The 26,794-nt window shown below is 41.6% G+C and carries 26 protein-coding genes and 1 other RNA gene; 11 read left to right on the top strand and 16 right to left on the bottom strand.

Features of this window, described 5'->3' with window-relative positions:
* Position 1: 1 nt before the first annotated feature.
* Positions 2 to 3,271 carry a LysM peptidoglycan-binding domain-containing protein gene (locus tag FTU71_RS08175; RefSeq protein ID WP_180111791.1) on the bottom strand — a complete coding sequence of 1,090 codons (3,270 nt, stop codon included), beginning with the start codon at positions 3,269 to 3,271 and terminating at the stop codon, positions 2 to 4.
* A 212-nt stretch (positions 3,272 to 3,483) separates the two neighbouring features.
* On the opposite strand from FTU71_RS08175, the gene dnaQ reads away from it, so the two are divergent.
* The 3 genes from dnaQ to nudC all read left to right on the top strand — a co-directional run bounded on the left by dnaQ (position 3,484) and on the right by nudC (position 7,543).
* Positions 3,484 to 4,998: a DNA polymerase III subunit epsilon gene (dnaQ, locus tag FTU71_RS08170; RefSeq protein ID WP_180061157.1), complete on the top strand. Its 1,515-nt coding sequence runs from the start codon at positions 3,484 to 3,486 to the stop codon at positions 4,996 to 4,998.
* Between the two features lie 128 nt (positions 4,999 to 5,126).
* A complete protein-coding gene (locus FTU71_RS08165) occupies positions 5,127 to 6,770 on the top strand; it encodes a chemotaxis protein (RefSeq protein WP_096902171.1) in 1,644 nt (547 codons plus the stop codon).
* A complete protein-coding gene (nudC, locus tag FTU71_RS08160) occupies positions 6,770 to 7,543 on the top strand; it encodes an NAD(+) diphosphatase (protein ID WP_096902169.1) in 774 nt (257 codons plus the stop codon). Before FTU71_RS08165 ends, nudC begins: the two co-directional genes overlap by 1 nt.
* Positions 7,544 to 7,637: 94 nt before the next feature.
* On the opposite strand, the gene FTU71_RS08155 is transcribed toward nudC, so the two are convergent.
* From FTU71_RS08155 to FTU71_RS08145, 3 genes are all read right to left on the bottom strand, one after another.
* Positions 7,638 to 8,525 carry an alpha/beta hydrolase gene (locus tag FTU71_RS08155; RefSeq protein ID WP_096902167.1) on the bottom strand — a complete coding sequence of 296 codons (888 nt, stop codon included), beginning with the start codon at positions 8,523 to 8,525 and terminating at the stop codon, positions 7,638 to 7,640.
* Complete coding sequence (locus tag FTU71_RS08150; RefSeq protein ID WP_004972649.1) at positions 8,515 to 9,192, bottom strand: BON domain-containing protein; 678 nt, start codon at positions 9,190 to 9,192, stop codon at positions 8,515 to 8,517. Before FTU71_RS08150 ends, FTU71_RS08155 begins: the two co-directional genes overlap by 11 nt.
* Before the next feature lie 110 nt (positions 9,193 to 9,302).
* Complete coding sequence (locus FTU71_RS08145; RefSeq protein WP_004972647.1) at positions 9,303 to 9,731, bottom strand: YraN family protein; 429 nt, start codon at positions 9,729 to 9,731, stop codon at positions 9,303 to 9,305.
* A gap of 205 nt (positions 9,732 to 9,936) precedes the next feature.
* On the opposite strand from FTU71_RS08145, the gene rsmI reads away from it, so the two are divergent.
* Complete coding sequence (gene rsmI / locus FTU71_RS08140) at positions 9,937 to 10,779, top strand: 16S rRNA (cytidine(1402)-2'-O)-methyltransferase (RefSeq protein WP_179991266.1); 843 nt, start codon at positions 9,937 to 9,939, stop codon at positions 10,777 to 10,779.
* Positions 10,780 to 10,971: 192 nt separating this feature from the next.
* On the opposite strand, the gene FTU71_RS08135 is transcribed toward rsmI, so the two are convergent.
* From FTU71_RS08135 to ubiH, 3 genes are all read right to left on the bottom strand, one after another.
* Positions 10,972 to 11,220, bottom strand: a complete 249-nt coding sequence (locus tag FTU71_RS08135; protein WP_004972644.1) for a hypothetical protein — start codon at positions 11,218 to 11,220, stop codon at positions 10,972 to 10,974.
* Positions 11,221 to 11,396: 176 nt separating this feature from the next.
* Complete coding sequence (locus tag FTU71_RS08130; RefSeq protein ID WP_154320491.1) at positions 11,397 to 12,647, bottom strand: FAD-dependent monooxygenase; 1,251 nt, start codon at positions 12,645 to 12,647, stop codon at positions 11,397 to 11,399.
* Entirely contained in the window at positions 12,644 to 13,852 is a 1,209-nt protein-coding gene (gene ubiH / locus FTU71_RS08125) for a 2-octaprenyl-6-methoxyphenyl hydroxylase (protein ID WP_179991267.1), read from the bottom strand. The genes FTU71_RS08130 and ubiH overlap by 4 nt, the downstream gene beginning before the upstream one ends.
* Before the next feature lie 372 nt (positions 13,853 to 14,224).
* Here ubiH and FTU71_RS08120 point away from each other — a divergent pair, with 372 nt between their 5' ends.
* Together FTU71_RS08120 and FTU71_RS08115 are read left to right on the top strand one after the other, a co-directional pair.
* Positions 14,225 to 14,470 (top strand): type II toxin-antitoxin system RelB/DinJ family antitoxin, encoded by a 246-nt coding sequence (locus FTU71_RS08120; RefSeq protein WP_004970507.1) that lies wholly within the window; start codon positions 14,225 to 14,227, stop codon positions 14,468 to 14,470.
* Positions 14,460 to 14,753 (top strand): type II toxin-antitoxin system RelE/ParE family toxin, encoded by a 294-nt coding sequence (locus FTU71_RS08115; protein ID WP_004970510.1) that lies wholly within the window; start codon positions 14,460 to 14,462, stop codon positions 14,751 to 14,753. Before FTU71_RS08120 ends, FTU71_RS08115 begins: the two co-directional genes overlap by 11 nt.
* 79 nt (positions 14,754 to 14,832) lie before the next feature.
* On the opposite strand, the gene pepP is transcribed toward FTU71_RS08115, so the two are convergent.
* Positions 14,833 to 16,167, bottom strand: a complete 1,335-nt coding sequence (gene pepP / locus FTU71_RS08110; protein WP_154320488.1) for a Xaa-Pro aminopeptidase — start codon at positions 16,165 to 16,167, stop codon at positions 14,833 to 14,835.
* Between the two features lie 94 nt (positions 16,168 to 16,261).
* The gene (locus tag FTU71_RS08105; RefSeq protein WP_179996074.1) at positions 16,262 to 16,900 is read right to left on the bottom strand and encodes a UPF0149 family protein; all 639 of its coding nucleotides are present in this window, start codon (positions 16,898 to 16,900) and stop codon (positions 16,262 to 16,264) included.
* A 64-nt stretch (positions 16,901 to 16,964) separates the two neighbouring features.
* Here FTU71_RS08105 and FTU71_RS08100 point away from each other — a divergent pair, with 64 nt between their 5' ends.
* From FTU71_RS08100 to ssrS, 3 genes are all read left to right on the top strand, one after another.
* On the top strand, positions 16,965 to 17,516 hold the full coding sequence (locus FTU71_RS08100; protein WP_154320487.1) for a hypothetical protein: 552 nt from the start codon (positions 16,965 to 16,967) through the stop codon (positions 17,514 to 17,516).
* A gap of 1 nt (position 17,517) precedes the next feature.
* Positions 17,518 to 17,802: a cell division protein ZapA gene (locus FTU71_RS08095; RefSeq protein WP_004970518.1), complete on the top strand. Its 285-nt coding sequence runs from the start codon at positions 17,518 to 17,520 to the stop codon at positions 17,800 to 17,802.
* A gap of 110 nt (positions 17,803 to 17,912) precedes the next feature.
* Positions 17,913 to 18,095, top strand: a non-coding RNA gene (gene ssrS / locus FTU71_RS08090) — 6S RNA.
* A 49-nt stretch (positions 18,096 to 18,144) separates the two neighbouring features.
* On the opposite strand, the gene FTU71_RS08085 is transcribed toward ssrS, so the two are convergent.
* From FTU71_RS08085 to FTU71_RS08055, 7 genes are all read right to left on the bottom strand, one after another.
* On the bottom strand, positions 18,145 to 18,846 hold the full coding sequence (locus FTU71_RS08085) for an IS1-like element ISPa14 family transposase (protein ID WP_104852640.1): 702 nt from the start codon (positions 18,844 to 18,846) through the stop codon (positions 18,145 to 18,147).
* 92 nt (positions 18,847 to 18,938) lie between these two features.
* Entirely contained in the window at positions 18,939 to 19,340 is a 402-nt protein-coding gene (locus FTU71_RS08080; protein WP_004970519.1) for a type II toxin-antitoxin system HigA family antitoxin, read from the bottom strand.
* Between the two features lies 1 nt (position 19,341).
* Positions 19,342 to 19,632 (bottom strand): type II toxin-antitoxin system HigB family toxin, encoded by a 291-nt coding sequence (locus tag FTU71_RS08075; RefSeq protein ID WP_019836372.1) that lies wholly within the window; start codon positions 19,630 to 19,632, stop codon positions 19,342 to 19,344.
* A gap of 71 nt (positions 19,633 to 19,703) precedes the next feature.
* Positions 19,704 to 20,198 (bottom strand): flavin reductase, encoded by a 495-nt coding sequence (locus tag FTU71_RS08070; protein WP_180111789.1) that lies wholly within the window; start codon positions 20,196 to 20,198, stop codon positions 19,704 to 19,706.
* Positions 20,199 to 20,320: 122 nt separating this feature from the next.
* A complete protein-coding gene (locus tag FTU71_RS08065; protein WP_179988915.1) occupies positions 20,321 to 21,349 on the bottom strand; it encodes a methionine synthase in 1,029 nt (342 codons plus the stop codon).
* 26 nt (positions 21,350 to 21,375) lie between these two features.
* On the bottom strand, positions 21,376 to 22,377 hold the full coding sequence (locus tag FTU71_RS08060; RefSeq protein WP_154320486.1) for a putative oxygenase MesX: 1,002 nt from the start codon (positions 22,375 to 22,377) through the stop codon (positions 21,376 to 21,378).
* Positions 22,378 to 22,878: 501 nt separating this feature from the next.
* On the bottom strand, positions 22,879 to 23,073 hold the full coding sequence (locus FTU71_RS08055; protein ID WP_004970528.1) for a heavy-metal-associated domain-containing protein: 195 nt from the start codon (positions 23,071 to 23,073) through the stop codon (positions 22,879 to 22,881).
* A 149-nt stretch (positions 23,074 to 23,222) separates the two neighbouring features.
* Here FTU71_RS08055 and FTU71_RS08050 point away from each other — a divergent pair, with 149 nt between their 5' ends.
* Positions 23,223 to 25,694 carry a heavy metal translocating P-type ATPase gene (locus FTU71_RS08050; protein WP_180111787.1) on the top strand — a complete coding sequence of 824 codons (2,472 nt, stop codon included), beginning with the start codon at positions 23,223 to 23,225 and terminating at the stop codon, positions 25,692 to 25,694.
* A 59-nt stretch (positions 25,695 to 25,753) separates the two neighbouring features.
* The gene (cueR, locus tag FTU71_RS08045) at positions 25,754 to 26,146 is read left to right on the top strand and encodes a Cu(I)-responsive transcriptional regulator (RefSeq protein ID WP_004970532.1); all 393 of its coding nucleotides are present in this window, start codon (positions 25,754 to 25,756) and stop codon (positions 26,144 to 26,146) included.
* The last annotated feature ends 648 nt before the right edge of the window (positions 26,147 to 26,794 follow it).

The following is a 26,794-nucleotide window of genomic DNA, read 5'->3' as shown; positions in this document are numbered from 1 at the left end:
TTTACAGATTCGGGACTTTAATCACATCGCCAATACGCAATTGAGTATTTGGCTGCATATCATTTAAATCTGCCAATGCTTTGGTGTCGATGCCATAACGACTGGATAAGCCAATCAGCGTATCCCCACGTTTCACTTTATATTCAGTTACGGTTTTGGGAACTTGAATATTTTGTCCAATGCGTAAACCTGAACGTGGCGTTAAGTTATTTAAACTCGCCAATTCTGCAACCGACACACCCACACGGCTGGCAATCGAATTTAAAGACTCACCACTTTTAACGGTATAAGTTTCGGTGGCTTTACTACTGCTGCTTTTCGCAGCACTTACGACCTCTGTTTTTACTTCATTTTTTGCAGCGCTGGCATCGACTTTTAAGCGTTGTCCAATGCGGACATTGGCAGTACGTGAAAGATCATTCAGCTCTGCCAAATAATTCAATTGCAATTTATATTGGCGCGCAATACTGCTTAAAGTTTCCCCTGCTTTGACCACGTGAATATCATTGGTGGTTTCAGCCACCGCTTCAACTTGGGCTTTTTTCTCAGGAACATCACCCGTGAGTTTAAGAATTTGTCCTGCTCTTAAACCACTGTTACGGCTTAGATTGTTTAAGTCTGCAATATAGTCTTGGCTGAGATTATATTTTGTCGAAATCGCCGATAAGGTATCGCCACGTTGTACCGTATAACGCTCAGGCACATTGACACCTGCAGGCACTTTGAGGGTTTGACCAATGCGCACACCGCTTTGCGTGCTTATATTATTTAAACTGGCGAGCTCTGCCAAAGAAATTTTGGCTTGGTTGGCAATGCTCGATAAAGTATCACCACGCTGTACTTGGTAGTTTTCAGTCGGATAGTTTGGCTCTGCTGCTTTTGTTTCTGACTTACTGGCTTCAGCTTTGCTCGCTTCCGTTTTTTGTACAGTCACTTCATTTACAGGCACATTAATGCGTTGCCCAACCAATAAGCTACTGTTCGCGTTTAAACCTGGAGTTAAATCAGCCAATTCCTGATTTGACAAGGCATAACGGTCTGCAATCAGTTTTAAGTATTCGCCACGCTTCACTACGTAAGTTTTGGTTGCGATTTTTGCAGCCTGTTCTGCGGCTTTTTTGTCGGCTTCTGCTTTGGCTTTAGATGCAGCCGTTTCTTTTAAACTTAGACGCTGCCCTACAAATAAGCCACTGGTGGTGCTTAAGTTATTAAAATCTGCCAATTGTTTTACAGTTAAACCAAACTGACTGGCGACACCTGTTAAGGTATCATTGGCTTGCACCACGTATTGCTCAGGCATGGTTTTTGGCTTAGCAGGCTCTGCCTGTACTTGTGGCTTGGCGTCGTATAAATAAATACTGGTGCCCACATACAAAGTTGCATCTGGAGCAATTTGGTTCCACTTGGCAATATCACGCCAGTTCAAGCCATTTTTCATGGCAATACTGGCCAAGGTGTCCCCCGCTAACACGGTGTACGTGGTACGTTTGCCTTTTGGTGGTACGACCACCACTTCAGACTCCGTACGCACATAATTCTTACCTTGGTTACGCTTTGCTTCTTCTGAATCTAGGCGCGTATTTTCTGCCACACTTTTCGGGTAAGCAAAACCTTTGGTTAATTCTTTACCTTGCTGCTCTGCAACAGACAGACTGGTTTGAATAGCGGTCAGCTTAATTTTTCCATCGTATGGATCAACAATTTCAGTGCCTTGAGGCGCAATTTGTTTTAACTCAGCCACAAGTTGTTCTTGCTCTGCTTTAGAAGCCACAGGCTGCAACACTTCTTCTACAGTTTTATTGCTACCTTCTGCCTGCACTGCTGCAAGAATTTGCTCACGCTCAGTATTGGAAATTGGTGGTTCAATCCGCACAGGCTGAATATTGGCAGCAGGTGTAACAGCAACAGGAATACGCGGCGCACTTGGAATATCGCTACCCGCAGCAAATGCTGCCAAAGCGTCCGAACCTTGTGGCGTACGTGACAAACGTGTAGGCGTAGTCGTTGCTGGTTTTGAAACACTGGCTGTAGTCGATGCTGTGCTTGGTGTAGTGGTAGTTGTGACTGCCGTAGAGGCAGCAGGCTTGCCTATAGTCGTTCTGGTTGTTGTACTGGTCGTTAACGCAGGTGGCTCAGATTTAGATGGTGTAATGGTCACACCAGAAGATGAAAACGATGGTGTGTTGCTGCTATTGCTTGCCCATAAACCGCCACCACCTTGTAGTTTTTTCAATCGTGCATCGACTGTTGGGCTTAAATCTGCAGGAATCAAAATACGCATTGGACTTTGGGTGTCAATCCGATCCCCACGATGTCCAGGGTTAAGCGAATACAGTTCGGCACGGCTGAGACCGGTAATATTGGCCACATCATTTAAATTCACCGCGCCCACATTAATTTCACGGAAGTGTGGACGGTTGGCAATTGGGGGTAAAGACACGCCATAAGCATGCGGGCTTTTAATAATTTGTGCTACCGCCAAGAAACGCGGCACATAGTTCATGGTTTCTTGCGGCAGTTTTAAAGACCAATAATCGGTTGGTAAACCTGCAGCTTTATTGCGGTTAATGGCTTGTTGAATACGACCCGGGCCTGCGTTATAAGCCGCCAATGCCAATTCCCAAGAACCAAACTGATTATACAAACTGCCCAAAAACTCATAGGCAGCACGAGTCGACTCCACGACATCTCGGCGACCATCGTACATCGAAGTTTGTTTTAAGCCGTAAATACGCCCTGTACTTGGAATGAACTGCCATAAACCTGCGGCAGCTGCGCTACTGGTTGCTGCAGGGTCATAGGAACTTTCAATCACAGGTAACAACGCCAATTCAGTTGGCATACCACGACGTTCAGCTTCTTTAACCGTGTGATACAAATAACGTGACGCACGCGCACTTAAACGATCCAAATACGGTTGACGTGAAATAAACCAGCCTCGCTGCGCTTCAATACGTGGGTTCCAATGGTTTAAATCCATTTTGAAACCAACGGTCATACGCTTCCAGACATCACCGTGTTTTAAAATTAATAAACGGTCACCTTCTACCGCGCGCATATCGGTTGCAGAGAGTAAATCTTCCAGACCATCTAAAGTACTGGCATCTAAATAACCCGAACCGACCTGACTTGAAGTGAGCGGCTTGCTCGCACCCTGCGTCGAGCTACAGCCCGTCATCAAGCCAAGGGCAGCCAATGCTGAACCTAAAACTGTAATTTTTAAAAATGAAGGTAAAGTCGGCTGCCACATGCGCGTGGTTGGTTTATACATAAAAAAATCCAAACAACTCGTATATAAATTATTTTTTAGACTTGCCATTGTAGTAGAGCTAGACAACGACACAAGGCATTAATTTAGCGCGTTTCGTCTATAAATGTTACAAGAAATTAAAAAATAGACAGGATTTACACGTCTAAACCGAATTTGCGATATACAATAGCTTTTCATTTTGATTTATTTTGCACAACCTGCGGATCTGATTTATGTCTCAAACAATCACTTTATATGTTGATGGTGCTTGTCGTGGTAATCCTGGCTTGGGTGGCTGGGGTGCGTATATTGTTACCGAACAAGAAGAACATAAATTATATGGTGGCGAAGCTCAAACCACCAATAACCGTATGGAATTGACTGCAGCGATTGAAGGCATTTTATTTTGCCCAATGGATGCCAAGCTGATTATTTGGACTGACTCCAATTACGTCAAACAAGGCATTACCGAGTGGATTCACGGCTGGAAAAAGAAAAACTGGAAAGATGTCAAAAACCCTGACCTTTGGCAAAAATTAGATGCCACCTGTCAAGGGCGTGAAATTGAATGGCACTGGATTAAAGGTCATGCAGGACATGTAGGCAATGAAATGGCAGATCAGCTTGCCAATTTAGGTGCAGATCAAATTCAGAAAACCTTAACTACAAATACGGCTCAACACATTCGCCCTGCGCTCGAGCTTACCCCAAATGATAAAAAAAAAGCGGAATCTGATTGGTTGCTCGACGATCCTTTCGGTTTTGACTTGATCGAAGAAGATGTAGAAATTGAAACAAGTACGCTGCATCGTCCTGTAGAAATCGACGTACACAACAATCATCAGGTCAAGGTCGATCTTGAAATAATGCAGACGCCAACCACACGCCTAGCCACAGAAACAGAAACAGAAACAGAAACAGAAACAGAAACAGAAACAGAAACAGAAACAACAATTGAAACTGCAATCAATGCCGTTGAAGCCGATACAGCAGCAGTAAATGATCTTTCCAATCATCCACACATTGTGATTACCCCTGCCACGCTAAGCTTACATGGTCCACGCCAATTGATTCTAGATACTGAAACCACAGGTTTTTACTATCAAGATGGTGACCGAATTATTGAAGTCGGTGCGCTGGAAATGATTAACCGTAAACTCACGGGCAGTTCCATCCACATTTATATTCAGCCTGAAAAACTGGTCGGTGAATCAGAAAACATTCACGGTATTTCAGATGAGTTCTTAAAAGACAAACCCAAGTTTGCCGAAATTGCCGATGTGCTGTATCAATATCTTAAAGGTGCAGAAATTATTGCGCATAACGCCACCTTCGATATGAACTTCTTAGATATGGAGTTCAGTCGTGCGGGGTTGGGCAATTTGTCCGAAGTATGCGAAGTGACCGACTCACTGCTCATGGCAAAAAGTAAGCATCCTGGGCAAAAAAACTCACTCGATGCGCTCGTCAGACGCTATGAAATTCCTGCGCGTGACCGTACGTTCCACGGCGCATTACTAGATGCTGAAATTCTAGCCGATGTTTACTTGGCAATGACTGGCGGACAAGTCGCCTTTGATATGGATGCTCTGTCTGCAAGCGAAGAACAGCAACGTCAAAGTGATCGTTTAAGTATTGATATTGATCTTGCTGTGATTCTGCCATCAGAAGAAGAATTGGCTGCACATGAGAATTGGGTCAAACAATTTGAAGAAAAACACGGTAAACCTTGCTTTTTTGCCAAATAAAATCTACGAGTTTTGTAATTTTATGTATTTAAAGATTTGCCAGTTCAGTTATAGTTAAAGCAAATAGGACTTTGTGTATTTTGCAAAGAACCAACAAACAGATAAAACACTAGGAAAGGTGCAGATCCATGTCTTACCAAACCTCTATACATTTTGATCCAACTGCCTTACTGATAATAAAAAATGAGGTTGATAATTCTATCAAACTGGTTGAATCCGCAGTAAGCACCTTAGCAGAAGATCAAACTTTGCCTTTTGGGATTGATGATGCACTGAATCAGTTTGAACAGTGTGCTCAGGTTTTAGCCTTAATTGATATGGAAAGCTTGGCAAAAATTGCGCAATACTCAGCAGAGCTGATGCGTAAAATTATGGGGAATCCAAGCAATATCAACACGCTGGAAGTCATTGCACTTAGCGAAGGCACCACCATGCTCAAGCGTTATATTGAGTTTATTTGCCTACGTGAAGTTAAAATTCCACAATTCCTACTCGACACTTTAAACCGTTTAGAATTGGCATTGGGTAAACCATTGACTCAAGAAGGTCAGCATATTGAAACTTTATTGGACTGCATCACTCCAAGTTTCCAATTGCCGCAAGTGCCTTCTTTAGAAAAGTCGGCTTATGTGCATCGCTTATATAAACTGTCATTACATAAGCTGCTCAAGCAAGAAGAATCTGCCATGGATCTTCAAGCGATTAAACTGGTAGGAACGTATTTGGCAGGTTTGGCAGAACAACATCCGAGTCAGCAATATTGGGGCTTAGTACACGTTGCCTTTAACCATATTGATAACTTGTTGTTGAATGAGCCACGTTTGCGTACTTTTATTAGTATTGAGCACAATATGCGTCAATACTTTGCTACGCCAGAAAGCTTTACCGCCAGCTTGTCTGATCTTGCGAATGTGTTGAGCCTGTGTATTAGTCAAGAAGATGAAATTTCTCAACATATTCGCAGTCAAATGAATATTGGTGAAGACTTACTCACCGACATGCAGCTCCAAGTATTCAGCCGTCATTTATATGGTCCAGATTTTGACACCATGCATACCATTAGCGATTTGGTCACCACAGAAATGACACAAATTCGCAATGATATTGAATACAACTATCAAAACATGAGTCCTGAAAAAACGCTGGAATTACAAGGCAAATTAACAGAGTTAGCAAACTTGTTTAAAGTCTTGAACTTAAATGAAGCGCATTTGGACTTACAACGCCAAGCTGAATCATTAAGCCGTCCTGAATTACTCAAAGATGAAAACTTTGCCCAGCAATTAATGAACGTGATTTTATCGGCCATGAACTCAATCGGTGTGCTTGAACGTCACCACACCTCTAGCCGTTTGCAGTTACGTGTGAATAACATGAACATTTCGCTAGATCGTTTAGATGAAGCACACGAAGCCTTGCTGACTGAAACCAAGTTACTGATTGACTTAATCACGCAAACACTGACACAGCACCTACAAACTCAAAGTGTTGCAGATTTAGAGCATACTTCAGCGCAAATTCGTGAAGTTGCAGGGGCAATGTTGTTCTTGAATGCTGAAAGTGGTCAAAAAGCACTGAAAGTATCTGCAGATTTTGTGCATGCACAAGTCGAAGCAGGACAAAACTTAACTGCTGAACAAGTCAACAATATCTTAGATACGCTTGCCAGTGCAGACATGCTGATTGACAATTTAAAGAACAAACAACCTGTTCTACAAAGCATGTTTAAGGTAGCATTGGACAGTAGTGAAAAATTGAAAACTGTAGCCTAATGACTGAACTCTCACTTGCATATATTTTTCAGCAACAACAACTTTTGGTCGATGAAAACTTCCAATTACCACGTGTGGAAAAGTTGGCAAGTGATTTAAGTTTTAGCTCGGGTGATCAAGTGATTGCCCGAGATCTGCTTGAAGATGAATCCATTCCTGAAGGCTTTCAACTGGTGCCTATCCGACAACTTTTACAAGTCTGGAACACCCAACAGTTTGAACAAGCCAGCCGTGCTATTCAGTTACTCGAATGGCGTCGCAACCACAAATTCTGCAGCCATTGCGGTCATAAAACCGAAGTCCATGCGACTCAATATGCCATGGTCTGCCCGGCTTGTGGCTATCACCAATATCCGCGCGTAAATCCATGTGTCATTACCGTGATTACTCGTGGTGAAGATGAAGTCTTATTGGCGCGTAATGCACGCAATAAACTGCCCATTTACGGTTTAATCGCAGGCTTTGTTGAAGTGGGTGAAACACTCGAAGAAGCAGTACGTCGTGAAACTTTTGAAGAAGTTGGCGTACAACTTAAAAATATTCAGTATCTTGCCAGCCAGCCGTGGCCTTTTCCAAGTAACTTAATGATCGCCTTTAAAGCTGAATATGCAGGCGGTGAAATTCAGTTACAGGAAGAAGAAATTCGTGATGCACAGTTCTTTAAGTTTGATCAACTGCCTGATATTCCATTTAAAGGCAGTATCGCCCATGCCATGATTATGCATGTGACCCAAGGCACGCCTGTGGCAGATGACACCAAAGCTTGGCTATAAGTCTAATTCGCAATCTTGCATTTAAAAAACCGTTGCACCCCATAAGCTGCAACGGTTTTTTTAATTACCATTTTCCACAGAAGATCAATCAACATCACGCATCTTTAAGTGCCTGATCTAAAGCACGCATAATTTGGCGTTTGGTCGCAAAGAAACGACTAAACAAACTCGACACCGATGCCATAACACTGACATGCCCTGTTTTTGGAATGACAATAATTTCACTATGATTGCCATATTTCTTTAATACGTGGTCGAAGTCTGTGGCATTACTTGCCCCCACAATTTGATCTTTTTCTGCCACCAATAAATAGTGTTTGACTGAATTCGGCTCCACAAAATAATACGGCATCACATCCTGATACGGCACCTCTTGATCAAAGGCATCGGCACATAGCGGATCATCCTTATAATCAAAATGATAAGGCCCTGCCAAACCAATAATCGCACGAATGTGATCTTTACAGCTTAAAGCATAGGGCTGGGGATGGTACAACAAGGACATCACATTAAATGCCCCAGCCGAATGTCCCATCAATACCACCTGTGCCGTAGAAATACCCAGTTTGTGTTGCTGCTGAGTCAAGTAATTCAGTGCAAGAGTTAAATCATCAATATAGGTGGGAAAAATATGCTGTGGCGCGAGTTGATAGTTCATCACCGCAACATCAAAGCCTTCTTTTGCAAAAGCTTCGCCCACAAAACGATAATCCTGCTTATCGCCACGTGACCATGCCCCACCATGCACAAACACCATGAGTGGACGCTGCGGGCGTGGTGTTATGGTGCGGTACAAATCCAAACGATGCCGTGCGCGTAAACCATAAGCAATATTGCTTTGAACGGTATAACCCTGACGTGGCGTTAAACGGTTCAGCGCATAGCTGCCCAAATCATACAGGCGAAATTCTTCATAAATACGTTTCGCCTGTTCTAAAGTTTTATTCAGTTGTTTAAACCAGTGTTCCACATTATTGAACATGTGTCGGTTCAACCTGATCTGGGTCAATCGCGACTGGCGTTTGTGTTTCTGGAGCAACCATTGGGCTGACAAAGTTCGCATTGTTGCTCGGTTGTAGCTCAATATTATCAATCAGGGTAATAATTTTAGTGACATTGCCCACTTGTTGTAGCACTTGGTTTAAATCCTGCAATTCTGCATTGTTTAAACGTCCCATCACATACAACACACCATCTTCGGTATGAATACGCACTTTGCTGTCTGACACCACAGGTGCTTTCATAATCAAACCACGGGTATTTGCAGTAACCGTGGTGTCCTGCATAATGGTGCTATAGCTGATTTGATTACCCACTGTAATATAATTGTGGATGGTTTTTACATCACTCATGGCACGCACATTGTCTTCTGCCAACTGTTTTAAATGCGCGTCAGGCACTTGCCCTGTCAACAACACATTGCCATGAAAACTTTCTATATTGACACGTGATTGTTTAAAACGTGAATCCAGTTTATATAAATTAATTTTTGCAGTACGTTCAATAGAGTTATCTATAAACACTTGCCCAAGTGAGCGTGCACCACTTTCTGTACCCACTGGCGCAGTGCCTGTGCCACTTGAAATAAAACTTGCACAACCCGATAAACTTGCTACACACAGCAAGGTCACTGCAATACGCTTGAACACTCAGCAAGACTCCTATTATTTTCTTTCAATTCTGGCTTGTGCTGTGCATTTCATCCTTAGATTTGCACGATCAACAATACACCGACTGATGCTTTTGCTTTAAATTTCACTCAAAGATTAATCAAGTCTGCATCAAAAGTAAAAGCATTTTCAATCCATTGCAAATCATACGGGAATTTGGAAAAGTCTTGCTGTACTGTTTTTGCAAATTGCTGAGAAAAATCAAAGCAAATCACATCAAAACGACAATAATATTCTGAATAGTGTGGATATTCTGTTAAAAACTGCATGGCGGTTTTCATAATTTTACGCTGCTTAGATGCAGACACCACTTCGTAGGCTTTGCCATAGCCAGTTTGCGAACGCGCTTTAACTTCTACAAAAATCAGTTGTTCTGCTTGAATAAAAATACCATCTATTTCACCAAAAACACTGTGATAATTCTGCTCCAGCATACGCCAACCGTGTTGATGTAAATATTGCCAAGCCGTCTGCTCTGCCCATGTGCCAATGCTTTGCTGCAGTGTTTTTTGATTCATGCTATATCCGATTTTTTTTATTTTGTTATGGTGCGCAATCGTAGTATTCGCTGAAGTGCGATGACGCGAGTTTCACACGCCAGACTGCAATTCAGGTAGAATAAGCGCTTGGTCTGTAACTTGTATCAGACGCAAGCCAATACTGCTGTTGTTTCGTGTTCCATCATTTTTATTTTAGTTTGCTATTTCCCACGGAGAAAACTCAATGAGTGCCCAGTTATTTGTTGTTGCTACCCCAATTGGTCACTTAGATGATATGAGCTACCGTTCAATTGATGTGCTCAAATCGGTCAGCCTAATTGCCGCTGAAGATACCCGCACCTCTGCACAATTAATGAAACATTTTAATATTTCAACTCCGCTTACAGCCTGCCATGAACACAACGAAAGCAACAAGATTGATATTTTAGTCCAAAAATTACTCAATGGCGAAGATATTGCGCTCATTAGCGATGCAGGTACACCACTGATTAGCGACCCAGGTTTTAAACTGGTTCGTGCAGCACAAGCCAATGGTATTCGTGTGATTCCTGTGCCGGGTGCATGTGCAGCCATTGCAGCGCTCAGTGCGGTTGGCTTACCAAGTGATCGCTTTAGTTTTCAGGGATTTCTCGCTTCTAAACAGTCACAGCGATTACAACAACTTGAAAAGCTAAAAGATGAAACCCAAACCCTGATTTTTTATGAAGCACCACATCGAATTTTAGATTCAGTCAAAGATATGGCTGCCGTGTTTGGTGCAGATCGCCCTGTTGGCTTTGCCCGTGAAATCACCAAAACCTTTGAAACCATTAAAAAAATGACTTTAGGTGAATTGGCTGAATTTATCGCAGCAGATCATCATCAACAAAAAGGTGAAATTGTATTGGTGGTGGGGGGAGCGAGCGAAGAAAAAGACATGGAACAAGAAAAATTAGATCAATTATTGCAGCGTTTGTTGCAAGATTTATCGGTAAAAGCAGCATCACAATTGGCGGCTGATCTAACAGGGATTAAAAAGAAAATTGCCTATCAACGTGCGTTGGAATTAAGCCAAGCAGCTGAATAAGCCGATTGAGCAATAACAGTGATGACGATCATCGCGCATAAAAAAAAGCATCACCCTTTATACAAGGTGATGCTTTTTTATGTTGAGGGTATAAGCATTAGAGCAGCCTGCATAGTAAGCATCCCGCCCTAACTCACTCAACAGTTCAACGAATAAATTCAATCAACAAGTTCAGCAAGCACGTTCAACAGATTAGTCGCGCGCAGACTCATCTGGTGGCACTTCGGTAATTTTTCCGCCACGCGCCAAGAATGCAGCCACTTCATCTTCCAATGCCTGACGCTGTTTTAGTTTGGCAGTTACAGTGAGAGTTTCTGCTTCTGCAAGATCACCATCTACAGCACCTTCTTCTGATTCTGCTGCACCTTTTTCAGCCGCTTTCGCTTCATCTTCGTCTACAGTTGAATCTTCTACATCATCGTAATCGTTCATGTCCGTCATCTTAATCTCCCCACAAATGACTTCAATTTAGTCCAAGTGAAAACTGGTTATGAATTACGATGAAATTTAGCAATCTCTTGGCCTTTCGCATAGAGTCTAGATTAAAAAAAACGTATCTTTTTTAACCAAATTCGTAATCAGGTATGTATGACCGTACAAAAAACGACTGTTTTGCTTTAAACCGCGTAGCGTGTGTCTTTAAGCAGGCTTAATCCACTGGCTTGTGACATAAAGGCATCTTTTAACGCAGGCAGCTGCTCCACCTGTTTTAAACCAAAGTTACGTGCCCACACCACAGGGAATAAAGTGGTGGTTTCCATCCAGCCAATCGCAGACATACTATGCATCATGGCATCATTTTGTCCTTTACGACGATGCTCGTAACGCTTTAAAGTTTGCTCATGCGCCCAAACACCACGTTTGAAATCATGCAACAACACATCGCACAGTACGGCTGCATCCAGACAACCAATATTCACGCCCTGCCCTGCAAGCGGATGAATTACATGCGCGGCATCACCAATAAGTGCCAAACCATCTTGCACATAACGCTGCGCTGCACGTGCTTTCAGTGGGAAAATAGCACGTGGGGTTGCCTCTAAGACTTCCCCAAGCATGTGATGACTTTCACGAGTCAAAAGTTGGGTAAAGTCGTCATCATTCAGTTTGGCATATTCTTCGGCATAGTCATCAGGCAAAGTCCAAACAATCGACTGCCAATGCCCTTCCTGCTCGGCGTGTAAACTTGCCATCGGTAAATAGGCCAAAGGACCAGTTTCTAAGAAAATTTGACGTGCAACATGCTGATGCGGCTGCGCAGTACGAATTGCACAGGTTAGACCTGCCTGACGATAATCCAACACATCAAAATCAATAAAGGCTTGTTCGCGCACAAAGGAGTTAGCACCATCTGCGCCAATGACTAGCTTAGTCTGTAATTGTGTACCATCGGCCAAATAAATGTGCCAAACGCCAACACCACGCTCTAAACGGGTCACTTTGACTTGCGTTCGATAATCTTGCACTTGTTGCAACATTTGCTGCTGAATCGCTAGATTTAAAATGCTTGGCTCGACCATTGAACCCAGAGCCTGCTCAATAGCGGGTGTACGTTCGTTACTTGCCCCAAAGTTAATTTCGCCATAGCCATTTTTATTCCAAACCTGCATGCCGCTATACGGCATATGTCGCGCCAGTTTAGACCAGACATTGACTGTTTTTAACAGGTGGATGGTGGCCTGACTTAAAGCCAATACACGCGGATTGGCAACTGCAAGGGTTTTCTCTGCATCTAAAATAGGTGCGGCATCTAAAACTGTAGCCTGCACACCCCCTTGTGCCAATAAAAGTGCAGTTAAGCCTCCCACCAAGCCGCCACCAATAATGACGACATCTAACACTTGCGTTTGTTGATTTGCTGTGATCATGCTTTTAACCCCATGGCATAATTGGCGACCAAAGGTTTAATGCCTGGAATGGTATCAAACGCGACTAAGCCTGTATTACGCATAAATTTCAGGATTGGGTTTTGATTGCTAAATCCACGTACCACGCTGTCACAGAATTTAATGACTCGCTGTTGATCTTTCAAACGCGATTGTTCATAGTCACGCAGCATTGCAGCATCGCCTAAATCTGCTGACTGTGCCGCCTGTTCGGTGAGATAACGCAATAATACGTAAGCATCTCGCATACACAAGTTAAAGCCCTGCCCTGCGACTGGGTGAATGGTATGCGCTGCATTACCCATCAGTACAACGCGACCAACCGCCTGTTTTTCTGCCAGAACTTGTGACAATGGAAAACTAAAACGACGTCCTGTTTTTTCAAACTTCCCTGCACGATCACCATAGGCTTGTTGCAAGGCATTTAAAAAGTGTTGATCATTTTCATCGCCAATCCATTCATGTTCTGTACCTTTTGGCACAGGCCACACCACAGAACGGCGATATTCACCTGGCAAGGGCAGCAACGCCAAAGGCCCTAAGTGACTAAAACGCTCAAAACCCACATGCGCATGCGGCTTGGAGGTTTGCACTGTGGTCACAATCGCTACTTGGTCATAATCATGTTCCGATGCACCAATGCCCAAGGCTTTACGGCAGAAAGAATCACGACCATCGGCAGCAATCAGTAGTTTGGCAGCAAGCTGTAATTGTTCCTGACCACGTACCGCTTCAATATAGGCAAAATCTGCATCTTGTTTAAGACTGGTGACCTGCACACCATCAATCAATTCAATCAAAGGTTGTTTACGTACTTCGGTCAACAACACTCGACCTAACCATGCATTTTCAATCACCTGACCAAAGCTTTCGACTTTTTCTTGTTCGGCCAATAAACGTGCCTTGCCAAAACTATCTTGTTCGGTAATTTGAACTTCTAAAATAGGCGTAGCATGTTCTTGCAAGGCATCCCATAAACCTAGCTCTTGGTAAATTTGTACGCTGCGACGCGACAAGGCACTGTTACGTGCATCAAAACTGGAATGATACGGCGCAAGGCTGGCATCGTCATAATTGGGGTATTGAATCGCTTCTAGCAACTTCACTGCAATGTTTGACTTAGCCAACATCAAGGCTAAGCTTAGCCCGACCATACCACCGCCTACAATGATCACTTCTTGTTGCATGCCTTGATCCTTTTTATGAGGTATTCGACTTCAAAAGATTCAATCGAAATACGTATAATCTGTAATGGATTTTATCTTACCGCAAAGTCATTTATTTTTATAATGAATTAGTGTTGAAGCTATGGAAGATGATTAGACTTCTTGCAAATGTCCAATTCAAACTATAATTATTAGTCCCTCATCTTCTTGCTCCGAGCCATGTATGACACAAGAGAAGATAAATTCAATACTTAGTATTATTGATGGCTGATGATTGATTTTAGAATAAGCTCAACGATAAAAATGATCTCACATAATGGTTATTATACAAACTATCTTTGTAATGCATATTGCATTACAATATTTCCATACATTCAATAACTGAGAGAAGTGATGGCTACTGTTAATTTCAGGGTCGATGAAGCCCTTAAAGAAAAATCTTATTCAATCCTTAAAGAACAAGGTATCTCACCTACCGATTTCTTTACCAATATTCTTGAATATGTGGCAACGACTGGAAAGCTTCCAGTACAGAAAGCGTTGCTTTCAGAAGAAGATGCTGAACTATTGGCACTTGTCCGTAAACGCATGAATGATCCTAAAGAGATGTTCGAGGAAGTCACATTAGATGACTTATAATCTTTTACGTCATAAGGACTTCACTGCAGAATGGGAAAAGCTTCCGAGTGCTATCCGCGACCAATTCAAGAAAAAATTAGCCAAAGTCATTGAGCAGCCACATATTCCAAAGAACATGCTTAAAGGTGATCTTGCTGGCTGCTATAAAATCAAATTATTAAAAGCGGGTGTCCGACTTATTTATCAGGTCAAAGATGATCAGGTCGTTATTTTGCTCATTACCGTTGGAAAGCGTGCTGATAACATTGTTTATGATGAAGCAAAAAAGCGGATCAAAGACTAAAAATTATTTACATACTCAAAATTTACACGCGCTTTCTAATAAAAAAGCTGATCACTTGACCAGCTTTGATTAGACCCAATTAAGCAGATTTAGCTTTTGCCATCAATGCTTCAATCTCTTCTACGGTTTTCACCACTTTTGAAGTCAGATTCAATGGCCCGTTCGCAGTCGCAACAATATCATCTTCAATACGGATACCTATACCACGCCATTTAGCATCTACCGTTTCATCATCGGGTGCAATGTATAGACCCGGTTCAACGGTCACCACCATACCTTCTTCATAAACACGCCAGTCTTCACCGTGTTTATAGCTGCCGACATCATGCACATCCATGCCCAACCAATGCCCTGTACCGTGCATATAAAACTGGCGATAACTTTCCGAAGCAATAATTTCTTCTAAATTGCCCTGCATAATGCCTAGATCAAGCAAACCTTGCACCAAAATACGCACCGCAACATGGTGTGGTTCTTTATAGGAGTTACCAATTTGTACAGCTTCAATTGCTGCAATTTGCGCATCCAATACAATGTTATACAGTGCTTTTTGTTCTGGACTGAATTGACCATTCACGGGAAAAGTACGGGTAATATCTGAGGCATAGCACTGATATTCACAGGCTGCATCAATCAGGACTAAATCGCCATCTTTAAGCACTTTGTCATTTTCGACATAATGCAAAATGCAGGCATTTTCACCACCACCGACAATACTGTTATAGGCAGGTACGCAGCCATTTTTACCAAAAATATAATTCAGTTCAGCTTCTAGCTCATATTCCATCATGCCTGCTTTTACTGTTTGCATGGCACGAGTATGTGCTTCTGCACTAATATTTGAAGCAATTTGCATCAGTTCCAATTCAGACTCAGTTTTATGCAAACGCATTTCATCCAGCAAACGATCTAACTGAACAATTTTGGCAGGTGCAGTATTGCCTTGACGATGTTGTGCATCAGCTTGTTGGTTCCATGCCGCAACACGTACATCAAATTCAGTCTGATGCCCCAAGCGATAGTACAACGTGTCTTTATTGACAATTTTGGCGATGATTTCTGCATCTAATTGCGCAATTGCAAAAGACTCATCTGCCTCAAACAGCTCAATTGCACCTTCTAAACCTGCGCGATAACCATTCCAGATTTCCATTTCACGGTTACGTTCACGGCAGAACAACGTGTAGGTATAACCTTCATCAATTGATTCATAGGTTTCAATCACCGCAACTGCTTCAGGTTCAGCAAAACCTGTTAAATAGAAAAAACTGCTGTCGGCACGATATTTATAATCTGCATCACGATTACGCATTGCCACAGGACTGGTTGCAATAATTGCGACACTATTGGGTCCCATCAGTTCTGCAAGTTGATCACGACGTTCTTTAAATTCGACTTGAGTCAGTTTTTTCATAAATACGGTCTACATATATAAAATGATGAAAATATGATTGTTGTAATGACTTAAAGCACCTTACACCGACTTAACTTAGGCACACAACGCCCGATTAACTCGGACGGTGTGGCGTAAACATTTCAACAACAGCACTTGCGTTTTGTGTTGTTTGTACGGTTTGTTGACGCGACTTAGCATGTAAGTTTTGCAATAAAGAGCTTTCTTCTACAGGCACTTTTTTACGTCCTACAGATAAACTCACAGGAATCAAACGTACAAATTCATACAATTCCTGATAGCTTTCTTCGCCTTCTTCATCATTGTCTGAATCTTCAAATTCAACCGCAGCGACATCTTGTAAATGCTCAATCAGTTCGATTTCATCTGAACGAATATGCCCAGAAGCTAAACCAAACCCAAGCACGACGCCTGCACACCAATCCGCCAAAGCTTGCACACGTTCTTGTAAAAGATGTTCATCATCTGGCAACAACGGCAAATAATCCAACTCATCTTCAGACAAGGCATGTGCGACATCTTCTGATTCATCGGTTAAAAGTGAGAGTGCGGCTGGCTCTAATTCTGGCACATTTAAAGTTTCTAAAATCTGCTGCCATTCGGTTTCGGTTGGTGCATTTGTCACACAAACTATACCTGTCAGCAAGCCATGTAACTCACTTGGGCTTGAAATTTCTTCAATGTTAGAAAAATTGCGGAACCATTCCGACCAACCTGAAATATCGTCTTGCATTCGTTTATCCAATCTCTATACTTCGTATATATTACCTTTGTTTGCAATACTGTGCGACCACGATATGTTAGAAGAATTACAGCGTCTACAAGCGTATATTGGTGTTTTAAAAACACGAATTAATCATTATGAAAGTGAAAATGCCGCCCTCAGCACAGCCAAGCAAACTGCTGAGGAACAGCATCATGCTCAAATTGTTCAAAGAAACGGCATCATTACTGCCAAGCAAGATGAAATTGAGAATCTGACTGAGCAATTAAGCAGCACGCAAGCGCAATTACAGCAGTTAAATCAAGATGCGACAGCATTGGCAGATCGTTACAGTCGTTTGGAAAAAAGCTGTACTGATTTGAAAAACCGCTTTCAGGAAATTTTGGCTGAACGCAATGAATTACGCATTTTAAAAGAAAAAATGCTGAATGATCAGCGTTTAAATCAGCACGAAATTCAGACACTCAAACAAGAACGTGAAAGATTGTTACAAAAAAATGAGCATGCAAAAGCCAAAGTGGAAGCCATTATTCAGCGTCTTGCAATTTTAGGTACAGCTCAAGATCATCATGCGCAAGAAATTCAACAACTTGCCCACCCTGCCGAAGTGAGTGAGGAAGGTTAATATGTCAGTTCAAATTCCAATTGATTTACGTGTTTTAGGACATAGTTTCCGTTTAGCCACAACTGAAGAAAAAAGAGAAGATTTAGAGCGTGCGGCACAATTATTGAATGAACGCTATGATGAGTTTCGTCGTAAAGCGCCCAATATGGAACCGAGCAAACTGATTATTGTGGTGGCTTTAGAGTTGATGCAAGAGGTTCTTTCTATGAATAAATCTTTGCAGCATTATGAGCATTGTGAGCGTTTACTCAGCACCATTTTGCAAGAAGTTGAAGCCCTTACTTAAGTGGTGTTTTTTTGACTTAAGTTTGCATAAAGGCTATGCAAACAAGCTCTATCTTTATAGTTAATTCGTGAACATGAGTTGCCAAGCAACTGAGATGGGTTATACTAATTCTAACTCTGAGGTGTTCGCCAGCGAGTCTATATCCCTGCCGATACTTTAATCTTAGGATTGTGTTCTGCATATTTAGAGCGTATGCCCATCTCGTATGGGAAACCCAGCAAGTATGCGTCGCGTCCGCCTTGAACTTTTTCGGGTTCAGGGTAACGACATGCAGCGGCATCTTCGGAGCTATTTATTTTTAAATATCTAAAAATAGGTGGTGTTTCAAAAAGTATGCTGACATTAAATGAAGCCATTATTGATGTAAAAAAAGGTTAAGTCGAAAGCTTTAAAATGGTTTTCAATCTTTTTTGAAAAATTACAACTCCTTCTAAAACCGCGCCTAATTCGATGCCTTATTTTGCAATTATTACCTTCAATACCTACAGTAAAAAATTTACCAATACTTTGCTCGCAGTTTTTAAAAGCAGTTATGAAACTGTCCCAATGATCACTTGCAATTCGGGTGTAGTGAATACCTAATTGTTTAAGCTTTGTCTTCAATCGTTGAACTGTAGCTAAGTCTCTTTTACCCCAAACATAAGCAACAATCTCACCTGTTTCTCGATGGTAGGCGTAAATAAGCCATTGTTTATTATTTTTATTTCCCACAAAAGTCCAAAACTCATCAACTTCAAGAGACTCATAATGACTTTGTTTAGGCTGAATTTGGTAGGTCGATTCGGTTAAAGTACGTAAAACTTTACCGATACTGATTCGCTCAACTTCAGCGATATCTCGTATACCACTACCTCTGACCATCAACTGTAATATTTTTCGAGTAATGCCTGAATTACATCCTAGATAGCTCAGAGCATGGTCACCAATAAACTGACGTTTACAGTGTTTGCACTGATAGTTTTGTTTCCCATCTACTTTGATGCCATTTTTCTTTATACTGTCACTGAGGCAGGTTGGACATTTGATTTCTAGAGTTATTCGCATTTCTCTATTTTATCAAAATTCAACCTGCTTTGTTTCAGCATACTTTTTGAAACACCACCTAAAAATAAAATGTCTAAAAAATATAAAATCGTTTAGAAAAATGTATCAGCAGAAACCTTAAACCGCTCAGACAGCGCTTTAATATGACGAATATTCAACTGGCGTTTGCCGCTTAAAATCTCCGAAATCACAGATTGAGTTGCAACCTCTGCCAAGTCAGATTGACCTAATCCATGTTGCGCCATCAAAAAAGCTAAAGCAGCACGACCATCTCCATGAGGAATAGGCAGGTGTTCATTTTCATAAACAGAAACCAAGTCACCGAGTTGATGAATCAGCCCCATTAAAGGATGCGTTTCATCATCACCAACAATATCTAAAAGCTCATCTAAAGCCTCGACAAGTGCATGAAAATCTTTTTCATTTTCTGGTTTACTCAGCAAAGGAGCAACGTAGTGCCAGTGATCTACAGCCTGTTTAATCATTGCGTTCATACTAATCCTCCTTCCAATGACCTTTGTCATATTCTTTATGGGATAACACATGACGAATATACACACGCTTTGCCTGATACATCACAACAGCAATAAGTCGAATCTTATTCCCACCAATATCGAATACATGAAACTTTCCAACTTTATCAACTGCTGGAAATAACTGCTTCATTTCGGCAAAGTCTTTCGGATCATTTGCCTTAATAATTCGATACCAACCATCGAGTGCTGTTTCAGCCTGTGGCCACTTGTGCATTGCCTCTATAATTCTAGCGTGGGTGATCACATGCATAATATTTTATCGCATTTTGCTATAAATCAAGTATAAACTGATTATCGCATATTGCAATATTTTATAGCGAATTAAACAAACTCAGTTTCACCAACTTGATGATAGTGACGATTAAAATAAACCAACGCCTGATCTTGTTGATTTTTTTGAATAGCAACAATTGGGCAAATAAAAATAGTATGCGTCCCCACTTCTTGAATTTGTGAAATTTCACAATCAAAACTGACCAATGCATTTTGTAATATAGGAGCACCTGTTTCCAAAGCTGCCCATTCAGCCTGCTTAAAACGCTCATCGGAACTCAATTTTGATGAGGCAAATGCATTAGAAAGATGTTCTTGTTCTGCATTTAGCACATTCACACACAGCACTTTATTCTCTAAAAAACTGAGATGAGAACGCGATGATTTGTTCATACACACCAATAATGTTGGCGGTGTATCTGTCACGCTACATACCGCAGATGCAGTAAAACCATGACGTCCTGCATCTCCCATTGTCGTCACTACATTGACTGCACTTGATAAGAAAGACATTGCATTTTTGAAGTCTGTTGCTTTAACCATCACCGTATTCCAACACTCAACTTTTTTAGAAAGTTCAAAGGATGCTTTTTGCCTGAAAAAGCATCCCTGATTCACTTAACTTAAATTCACTTGGTTTGAATTCACTTCGCCTGATCGAACGCTTAACTAGATAATTCTTGGCGAATAATCTTCGTACCAGCAGCCAAAGCCTGTAACTTGCCTCGTGCAACCTGACGACTCAATGGTGCCATTCCACAGTTAGTCGATGGGTACAACTTGTTAGCATCGACAAATTGCAATGCTTTGCGCAATGTATCTGCAACTTCATCGGCTGTTTCAATCGTATTCGTTGCGACATCAATCGCACCCACCATCACCTTTTTACCACGGATAAGTTCAAGCAAATCCATCGGAACACGTGAGTTGTGACATTCCAGTGAGATAATATCCAAATTAGACTGCTGTAGTTTTGGGAAAACTGCTTCGTATTGACGCCATTCTGAGCCGAGTGTTTTTTTCCAATCGGTATTGGCTTTAATGCCATAGCCATAGCAAATATGCACGGCTGTTTCACATTTCAAACCTTCTAACGCGCGCTCTAATGTTGCCACGCCCCAGTCATTCACCTCATCAAAAAACACATTAAACGCAGGTTCATCAAACTGGATGATATCCACGCCTGCTGCTTCAAGTTCACGCGCTTCCTGATTCAGGATTTTGGCAAATTCCCACGCCAGTTTTTCACGGCTCTTGTAGTGCGCATCGTATAAAGTATCAATCATGGTCATAGGACCAGGCAGCGCCCATTTGATGGGTTGATCTGTCAGTGAACGCAGGAATTTGGCATCTTCAACAAAGACTGGTTTTTGCCTAGAAACTGCACCCACCACAGAAGGGACACTGGCATCATAACGATCACGAATTTTGACTGTTTCACGTTTTTCAAAATCGACACCTTCAAGGTGTTCAATAAAGGTGGTGACAAAATGCTGACGGGTTTGCTCCCCATCACTCACAATATCAATCTCTGCTTGCTGTTGTTCATGCAGTGATAGACGTAGCGCATCTTGTTTTGCGTCCAGTAATTCTTGCCCTGTTAATTTCCAAGCTGACCAAAGCTTTTCAGGTTCTGCGAGCCACGAAGGTTTAGGTAAACTGCCAGCCGTTGAGGTCGGTAATAAAATAGCCATTTTGAATCTTCTATCTGTATTTTAAGTTAAGCAACACGTTCTTGATTGGCAGCATGTAGCGGCACGAACTTGGCAGCCCATTGTTCAAGAATATCTTGATAAGGCTTGATAAAGTTTTCTTCAGTCCATTTGCCCTGCTTGACTGCCAACTGACCTCGCTCAACACGGTCATATACAACTTGGGTTAATGAATAATCCTGATAATTCAAACTTGGCTGATAGACCTCGCCTGCAGGTGAGTTGGTGTTATAAATTTCAGGACGATAAATTTTCTGGAAACTTTCCATAGTACTGATGGCACTGATCAACTCAAAATCTGTGTAATCATGCAGTAAATCGCCAGAAAAATAGAACGCAAGCGGTGCATTGCTATTTTCAGGTTTGAAGTAACGCACGGTTAAACCCATTTTTTCAAAATAGTCATCGGTTCTTGAATATTCATCATTTTTATATTCTGTACCTAAGACAGGATGCACATTGGTCGTACGATAATAAGTTTTTGTGGTTGATACGCTCAGGCAAATCACAGGTTGTTTTTGAAACTCAGCTTGGAACACTGCTGAACTGACCAAATGCTGATAAAGCTTGCCATGTAAATCACCAAAACTTTCAGGCTTTTCATTTACTTTGCAGCCTAATGCTGGCAAGACCACACTAAAATCATAATCACGAACATACGATGAAAAACTGTTGCCAATCATGCCTTCAATACGTTCATTTGTTTGATGATCTGTGATCGTACTTTTTAGCATTTCAATGAATGGAAAAGTTTTGCCATTTCCTTCAATATCAATTTCTGCAGAAATAATGTCGATTTCAAGCGAATAACGATCACCTTTTGGGTTATCGCAAGATGCCAGCGAGTTAAAACGATTATTGATCATCGCTAAAGTTCTGCGTAAATTTTCCTGACGGCTTTCACCACGCGCCAAATTTGCAAAATTGGTGGTTAAACGCGTGTTGTTAGCAGGTTCATAGTTTTCGTCAAAACGAATACGTTTAATTGAACAGGTGAATGGCTTTGTCATGATGATCTACTACCCAAATTTAAAAAGTTAAAATTTCTGAATGAGGGTATTTATACTGGAACGACAAAGTGAATAAAAATGATTTAACCTCAGTCCAAAGTGAATTTTATTCACCTTAATTTAAAATATGCAGCAAAACATCTAAAAATGATGGTTTTTCTGTTATCCCTTAAATTTAAAAATTAAAATAAATATTTCAATAACAACAAGTTAAAACCAAAAAATATTTTTATTCCGATAAATATTGAAGAGTATATTTTAGAGGACAGCACATAGTTCATTCAGTAGATTTCAGCCCTGAATGAATGAAACTCAGCTTGAAGTTAGAAAATCTCAGCTTCTGATTGGCTTGGTTTAGCATCTTCGTGATCAAAATGTATTCAGTTGGTCACATCAAAAAACAACGAGAAAAAAATCGGCAGGCAAAAAAATAGGTCAATTCGTCAGTTGACCAATTGACCTTACGATAAGCTCACTCGGAGCTTCTTAGATGATGCAGTTTTATTGAACTTGTGCAGGAAAATCATCTTCTGCCAATGCAGCGGTAATTTGATCTACTGTTGCAGTGCTTTCCACAGTCACAATTTTAGTCGCTAAATCGACTTCAACTTTTGCAGCAGGATCAACATCTTGAATGGTTGCCGTGACACCACGTGCACAACCGCCACAAGTCATATTTTCAATCAATAGTTTCATTGCGAACTCCACACTTCTGCCTTTGTTGAACTGTAGTTTAAAGCTTACCATGCTGGCAAGGTCAAGCCTATTTTGGGCTAAAATTTACTTGACCTTACCATCGTGTCAATCTATATGCTAAACACATCCTCCAAATTATAGAGACGACCATGGACGCAAAACACCCAAATGCCTCTCCCTATCAGGAAACTTTGTCTATAGAAGGCATGACCTGTGCCTCATGTGTCGGGCGTGTCGAAAAAGCCTTAAAAAAAGTCGATGGTGTAGAAAAAGCTGAAGTGAATCTTGCAACAGAAAAAGCACTGATTCACGCATCGCAACCTTTAGACCGTGCACTGCTCATTAAGGCAGTGCAACGTGCAGGTTTTGATATAGCTGCCATTCAACCAATAGAACTGTCTATTGATGGCATGACCTGTGCCTCGTGTGTAGCACGTGTCGAAAAAGCCTTAAAGAAAGTGTCTGGTGTAGAACAAGCCAATGTCAATTTGGCGACTGAACGCGCATGGATTCAACCGAATGCCACAGTTTCTAGCCAAGACCTGATTCGAGCGATTCAAAAAGCAGGTTATGACGCCAAACTGCTGCAACACGACTCTAACGAACAACACGATAAAAAGAATCTGGAACAGCAACAACTGAAACGTGATTTAGTAATTTCACTGATTTTAGCCTTGCCTGTATTTATTCTGGAAATGGGCTCACACATGATTCCCGCCTTTCACATGTGGGTGATGCACAATATTGGGCAACAACAAAGTTGGTTGATTCAATTTGCTTTAACCACATTGGTGCTGCTGTTACCAGGACGTCGTTTTTATCAAAAAGGGATTCCAGCGCTGTTACGTTTTGCGCCTGATATGAACTCTTTGGTGGCTGTGGGAACTTTGGCTGCATACAGTTTTTCATTGGTAGCGACATTTATGCCACAGCTTTTACCAGAAGGCACAGTGCATGTTTATTATGAAGCTGCGGCAGTGATTGTCAGTTTAATTTTGCTAGGGCGCTATTTCGAAGCCAAAGCCAAAGGTCGCACTTCACAAGCCATTCAGCATTTAATTGGTATGCAAGCCAAAACTGCGCGTATTCATCGAGATGGTCAAATCATTGAAGTACCTGTGGCAGAAGTCAGTTCCAATACCATTGTCGAAATCCGCCCGGGTGAACGTATTCCTGTAGATGGTGAAGTAGTCGAAGGTCATAGTTATATAGATGAATCGATGATTACAGGTGAACCTGTTCCTGTGGCAAAACAAGTGGGCAATCAAGTTGTAGGCGGTACCATCAACCAAAATGGCACACTAAATATTCGTGCTACTGCCATTGGTGAAGCTTCGGTGTTGGCGCAAATTATTCGTATGGTCGAACAAGCGCAAGGCTCTAAATTACCTATTCAAGCCTTGGTGGATAAAGTGACCATGTGGTTTGTACCTGCCGTGATGTTATTGGCTGCACTTACTTTTATTGTGTGGTTTATTTTTGGCCCAGAACCTACCCTAACCTTTGGTTTAGTCAATGCAGTCGCTGTTCTAATTATTGCCTGCCCATGTGCGATGGGTTTAGCCACACCGACTTCAATTATGGTGGGAACAGGTCGTGGCGCAGAAATGGGCGTGCTGTTTCGTAAAGGCGAAGCTTTGCAGCTTTTGCAAGATGTTAAAGTGGTCGCGGTGGATAAAACAGGAACGCTCACCGAAGGCAAACCAACATTAACCGATTTTCATGTGCAATCGGGTTTTGATGCAGATCAGGTCTTTGCACTTTTGGCATCGGTAGAAGCGAAATCTGAGCATCCCATTGCACTGGCGATTGTGCAAGCTGCAACAGAAAAGCAAGTCAGTTTACTGCCTGTGACCGAGTTTGACAGCATCACAGGTTCAGGTATTGAAGCACTGGTGAATGGTCAACGTATTCAGATTGGTGCAGACCGTTATATGCAACAAATTGGGCTAGATGTTAGCGCTTTTAATGCAGAAGCTGCACGTTTAGGACAAGAAGGCAAAACACCCATTTATATGGCGATTGATCAACAACTGGCAGCCATTGTTGCCGTTGCAGACCCAATTAAAGACACGACTTTTGCTGCTATTGCGGCGTTGCATCAACTGGGTTTAAAAGTGGCGATGATTACGGGAGATAACCGACATACGGCTCAGGCAATTGCTGCACGTTTACAGATTGATCATGTGGTGGCCGAGGTTTTACCTGAAGGCAAGGTCGATGTTGTACGTGAATTACAACAGCAATTTGGACGTGTGGCTTTTGTGGGTGATGGTATTAATGATGCCCCTGCTTTGGCACAAGCCGATGTTGGAATTGCGATTGGTACAGGTACAGATGTTGCGATTGAAGCAGCCGAAGTTGTATTGATGTCGGGCAATTTACAAGGTGTGCCCAATGCAATTGCTTTGAGTAAAGCCACTATCCGCAATATTCGTCAAAATCTGTTTTGGGCATTTATTTATAATATTGCCTTGATTCCAATTGCTGCAGGCGTGCTATACCCGTTTGCAGGTATTTTGCTCTCGCCTATTTTTGCTGCGGGCGCGATGGCATTATCTTCAGTGTTTGTATTGGGTAATGCGCTCCGTTTAAAATATTTCCAAGCAGCACAGATTTAAATGCAACATACAAAAGGGTTTAGAAGATTGCTCTACGCCCTTTTTATGAGAGAAGTCACATGAATATTGGTCAAGCCTCTAAGCTATCGGGTATTTCCAGCAAAATGATTCGTTATTATGAGCAAATTGGTTTACTGGATACCGCCAAACGCTCTGCTTCGGGTTATCGGATTTATTCTGAGCAAGATTTAAAAACTTTGTCTTTTATTAAGCATGCACGGGATTTGGGGTTTTCTTCTGAGCAAATGAAAGAATTGCTAGGTTTATGGAAAAATGCTGACCGACAAAGTGCAGAAGTGAAGCAACTAACGCTTAAACATATTGAAACCTTAAAACAGAAGATTACGCAATTACAGGAAATGGCGAACTGGTTGCAAAGCTCTGCAGATCATTGCTCTGGCGATGAACAGGCAGATTGTGTGATTTTGAAAGATATTGAATTGGGGAAGTGATTTGGAATTAAGCTTCCCCCATTCAAACAAGACCTGACAGTTATCCACTTGTTAGAAACCATTGTTGTATCTGTCAGCTTAAATTTAACTTAGGAAATCTACATCCCTATCTTTTTAATACATAGCATAAAAAAACTCACACTTTGGGGAAGTGTGGGGGGAAACTTGGAATATCTGTTACTTTATGGGAGCGTATTATATATAAACACAATTTGAATTGATAGATATTCTAAACAATTTACGAGATAAATTTAACACTTTTTAAGAATCTCTCCGATAAACTGCACAACAATCAAGTTTTAGCACTATTCATTACGCATATTTTAGCGCGGTAATTCATACCCTTTTTCATTAATTAAACGAACCGCAGCATCACAGACTTCTGCATCATAAATTGTACCGTGTCCACGTATGACTTCTGCAAGTGCGACATCTACCCCTAATGCGAGGAGAAATAAATGACTTTAAATCAAATACGTCTGGCGATACTAAGTCACGAGATAATTTAGGCATACTTTACCCTGCACCCAACCGATGAATGGTTTTTAGACTGACTTCGCTCACTACAGGTACCACAATATTCTGAAAAGACATCACGATATTTCCTATTTACTTGCAAGCCTGATTGAATCAATCTCTTTTATCATC

Source organism: Acinetobacter sp. YH12136, from assembly GCF_013418545.1.
GTDB lineage: Bacteria > Pseudomonadota > Gammaproteobacteria > Pseudomonadales > Moraxellaceae > Acinetobacter > Acinetobacter towneri.
The sequence above is the reverse complement of the archived record's forward strand: the minus strand, read 5'-3'. Positions and strand labels throughout refer to the sequence as shown.

What these genes read in the sequence shown, in the direction of transcription:
- pepP (WP_154320488.1), bottom strand. Translation starts at nt 16,167, where the DNA reads ATGAAAAAACTGACTCAAGTCGAATTTAAAGAACGTCGTGATCAACTT.
- rsmI (WP_179991266.1), top strand. Translation starts at nt 9,937, where the DNA reads ATGAGTGCCCAGTTATTTGTTGTTGCTACCCCAATTGGTCACTTAGAT.
- nudC (WP_096902169.1), top strand. Translation starts at nt 6,770, where the DNA reads ATGACTGAACTCTCACTTGCATATATTTTTCAGCAACAACAACTTTTG.
- FTU71_RS08175 (WP_180111791.1), bottom strand. Translation starts at nt 3,271, where the DNA reads ATGTATAAACCAACCACGCGCATGTGGCAGCCGACTTTACCTTCATTT.
- FTU71_RS08115 (WP_004970510.1), top strand. Translation starts at nt 14,460, where the DNA reads ATGACTTATAATCTTTTACGTCATAAGGACTTCACTGCAGAATGGGAA.
- FTU71_RS08120 (WP_004970507.1), top strand. Translation starts at nt 14,225, where the DNA reads ATGGCTACTGTTAATTTCAGGGTCGATGAAGCCCTTAAAGAAAAATCT.
- dnaQ (WP_180061157.1), top strand. Translation starts at nt 3,484, where the DNA reads ATGTCTCAAACAATCACTTTATATGTTGATGGTGCTTGTCGTGGTAAT.
- FTU71_RS08130 (WP_154320491.1), bottom strand. Translation starts at nt 12,647, where the DNA reads ATGATCACAGCAAATCAACAAACGCAAGTGTTAGATGTCGTCATTATT.
- FTU71_RS08055 (WP_004970528.1), bottom strand. Translation starts at nt 23,073, where the DNA reads ATGAAACTATTGATTGAAAATATGACTTGTGGCGGTTGTGCACGTGGT.
- FTU71_RS08060 (WP_154320486.1), bottom strand. Translation starts at nt 22,377, where the DNA reads ATGACAAAGCCATTCACCTGTTCAATTAAACGTATTCGTTTTGACGAA.
- FTU71_RS08095 (WP_004970518.1), top strand. Translation starts at nt 17,518, where the DNA reads ATGTCAGTTCAAATTCCAATTGATTTACGTGTTTTAGGACATAGTTTC.
- FTU71_RS08165 (WP_096902171.1), top strand. Translation starts at nt 5,127, where the DNA reads ATGTCTTACCAAACCTCTATACATTTTGATCCAACTGCCTTACTGATA.
- FTU71_RS08075 (WP_019836372.1), bottom strand. Translation starts at nt 19,632, where the DNA reads ATGCATGTGATCACCCACGCTAGAATTATAGAGGCAATGCACAAGTGG.
- FTU71_RS08155 (WP_096902167.1), bottom strand. Translation starts at nt 8,525, where the DNA reads ATGTTCAATAATGTGGAACACTGGTTTAAACAACTGAATAAAACTTTA.
- FTU71_RS08050 (WP_180111787.1), top strand. Translation starts at nt 23,223, where the DNA reads ATGGACGCAAAACACCCAAATGCCTCTCCCTATCAGGAAACTTTGTCT.
- cueR (WP_004970532.1), top strand. Translation starts at nt 25,754, where the DNA reads ATGAATATTGGTCAAGCCTCTAAGCTATCGGGTATTTCCAGCAAAATG.
- FTU71_RS08145 (WP_004972647.1), bottom strand. Translation starts at nt 9,731, where the DNA reads ATGAATCAAAAAACACTGCAGCAAAGCATTGGCACATGGGCAGAGCAG.
- FTU71_RS08105 (WP_179996074.1), bottom strand. Translation starts at nt 16,900, where the DNA reads ATGCAAGACGATATTTCAGGTTGGTCGGAATGGTTCCGCAATTTTTCT.
- FTU71_RS08085 (WP_104852640.1), bottom strand. Translation starts at nt 18,846, where the DNA reads ATGCGAATAACTCTAGAAATCAAATGTCCAACCTGCCTCAGTGACAGT.
- FTU71_RS08135 (WP_004972644.1), bottom strand. Translation starts at nt 11,220, where the DNA reads ATGACGGACATGAACGATTACGATGATGTAGAAGATTCAACTGTAGAC.
- FTU71_RS08080 (WP_004970519.1), bottom strand. Translation starts at nt 19,340, where the DNA reads ATGAACGCAATGATTAAACAGGCTGTAGATCACTGGCACTACGTTGCT.
- ubiH (WP_179991267.1), bottom strand. Translation starts at nt 13,852, where the DNA reads ATGCAACAAGAAGTGATCATTGTAGGCGGTGGTATGGTCGGGCTAAGC.
- FTU71_RS08070 (WP_180111789.1), bottom strand. Translation starts at nt 20,198, where the DNA reads ATGGTTAAAGCAACAGACTTCAAAAATGCAATGTCTTTCTTATCAAGT.
- FTU71_RS08065 (WP_179988915.1), bottom strand. Translation starts at nt 21,349, where the DNA reads ATGGCTATTTTATTACCGACCTCAACGGCTGGCAGTTTACCTAAACCT.
- FTU71_RS08100 (WP_154320487.1), top strand. Translation starts at nt 16,965, where the DNA reads ATGTTAGAAGAATTACAGCGTCTACAAGCGTATATTGGTGTTTTAAAA.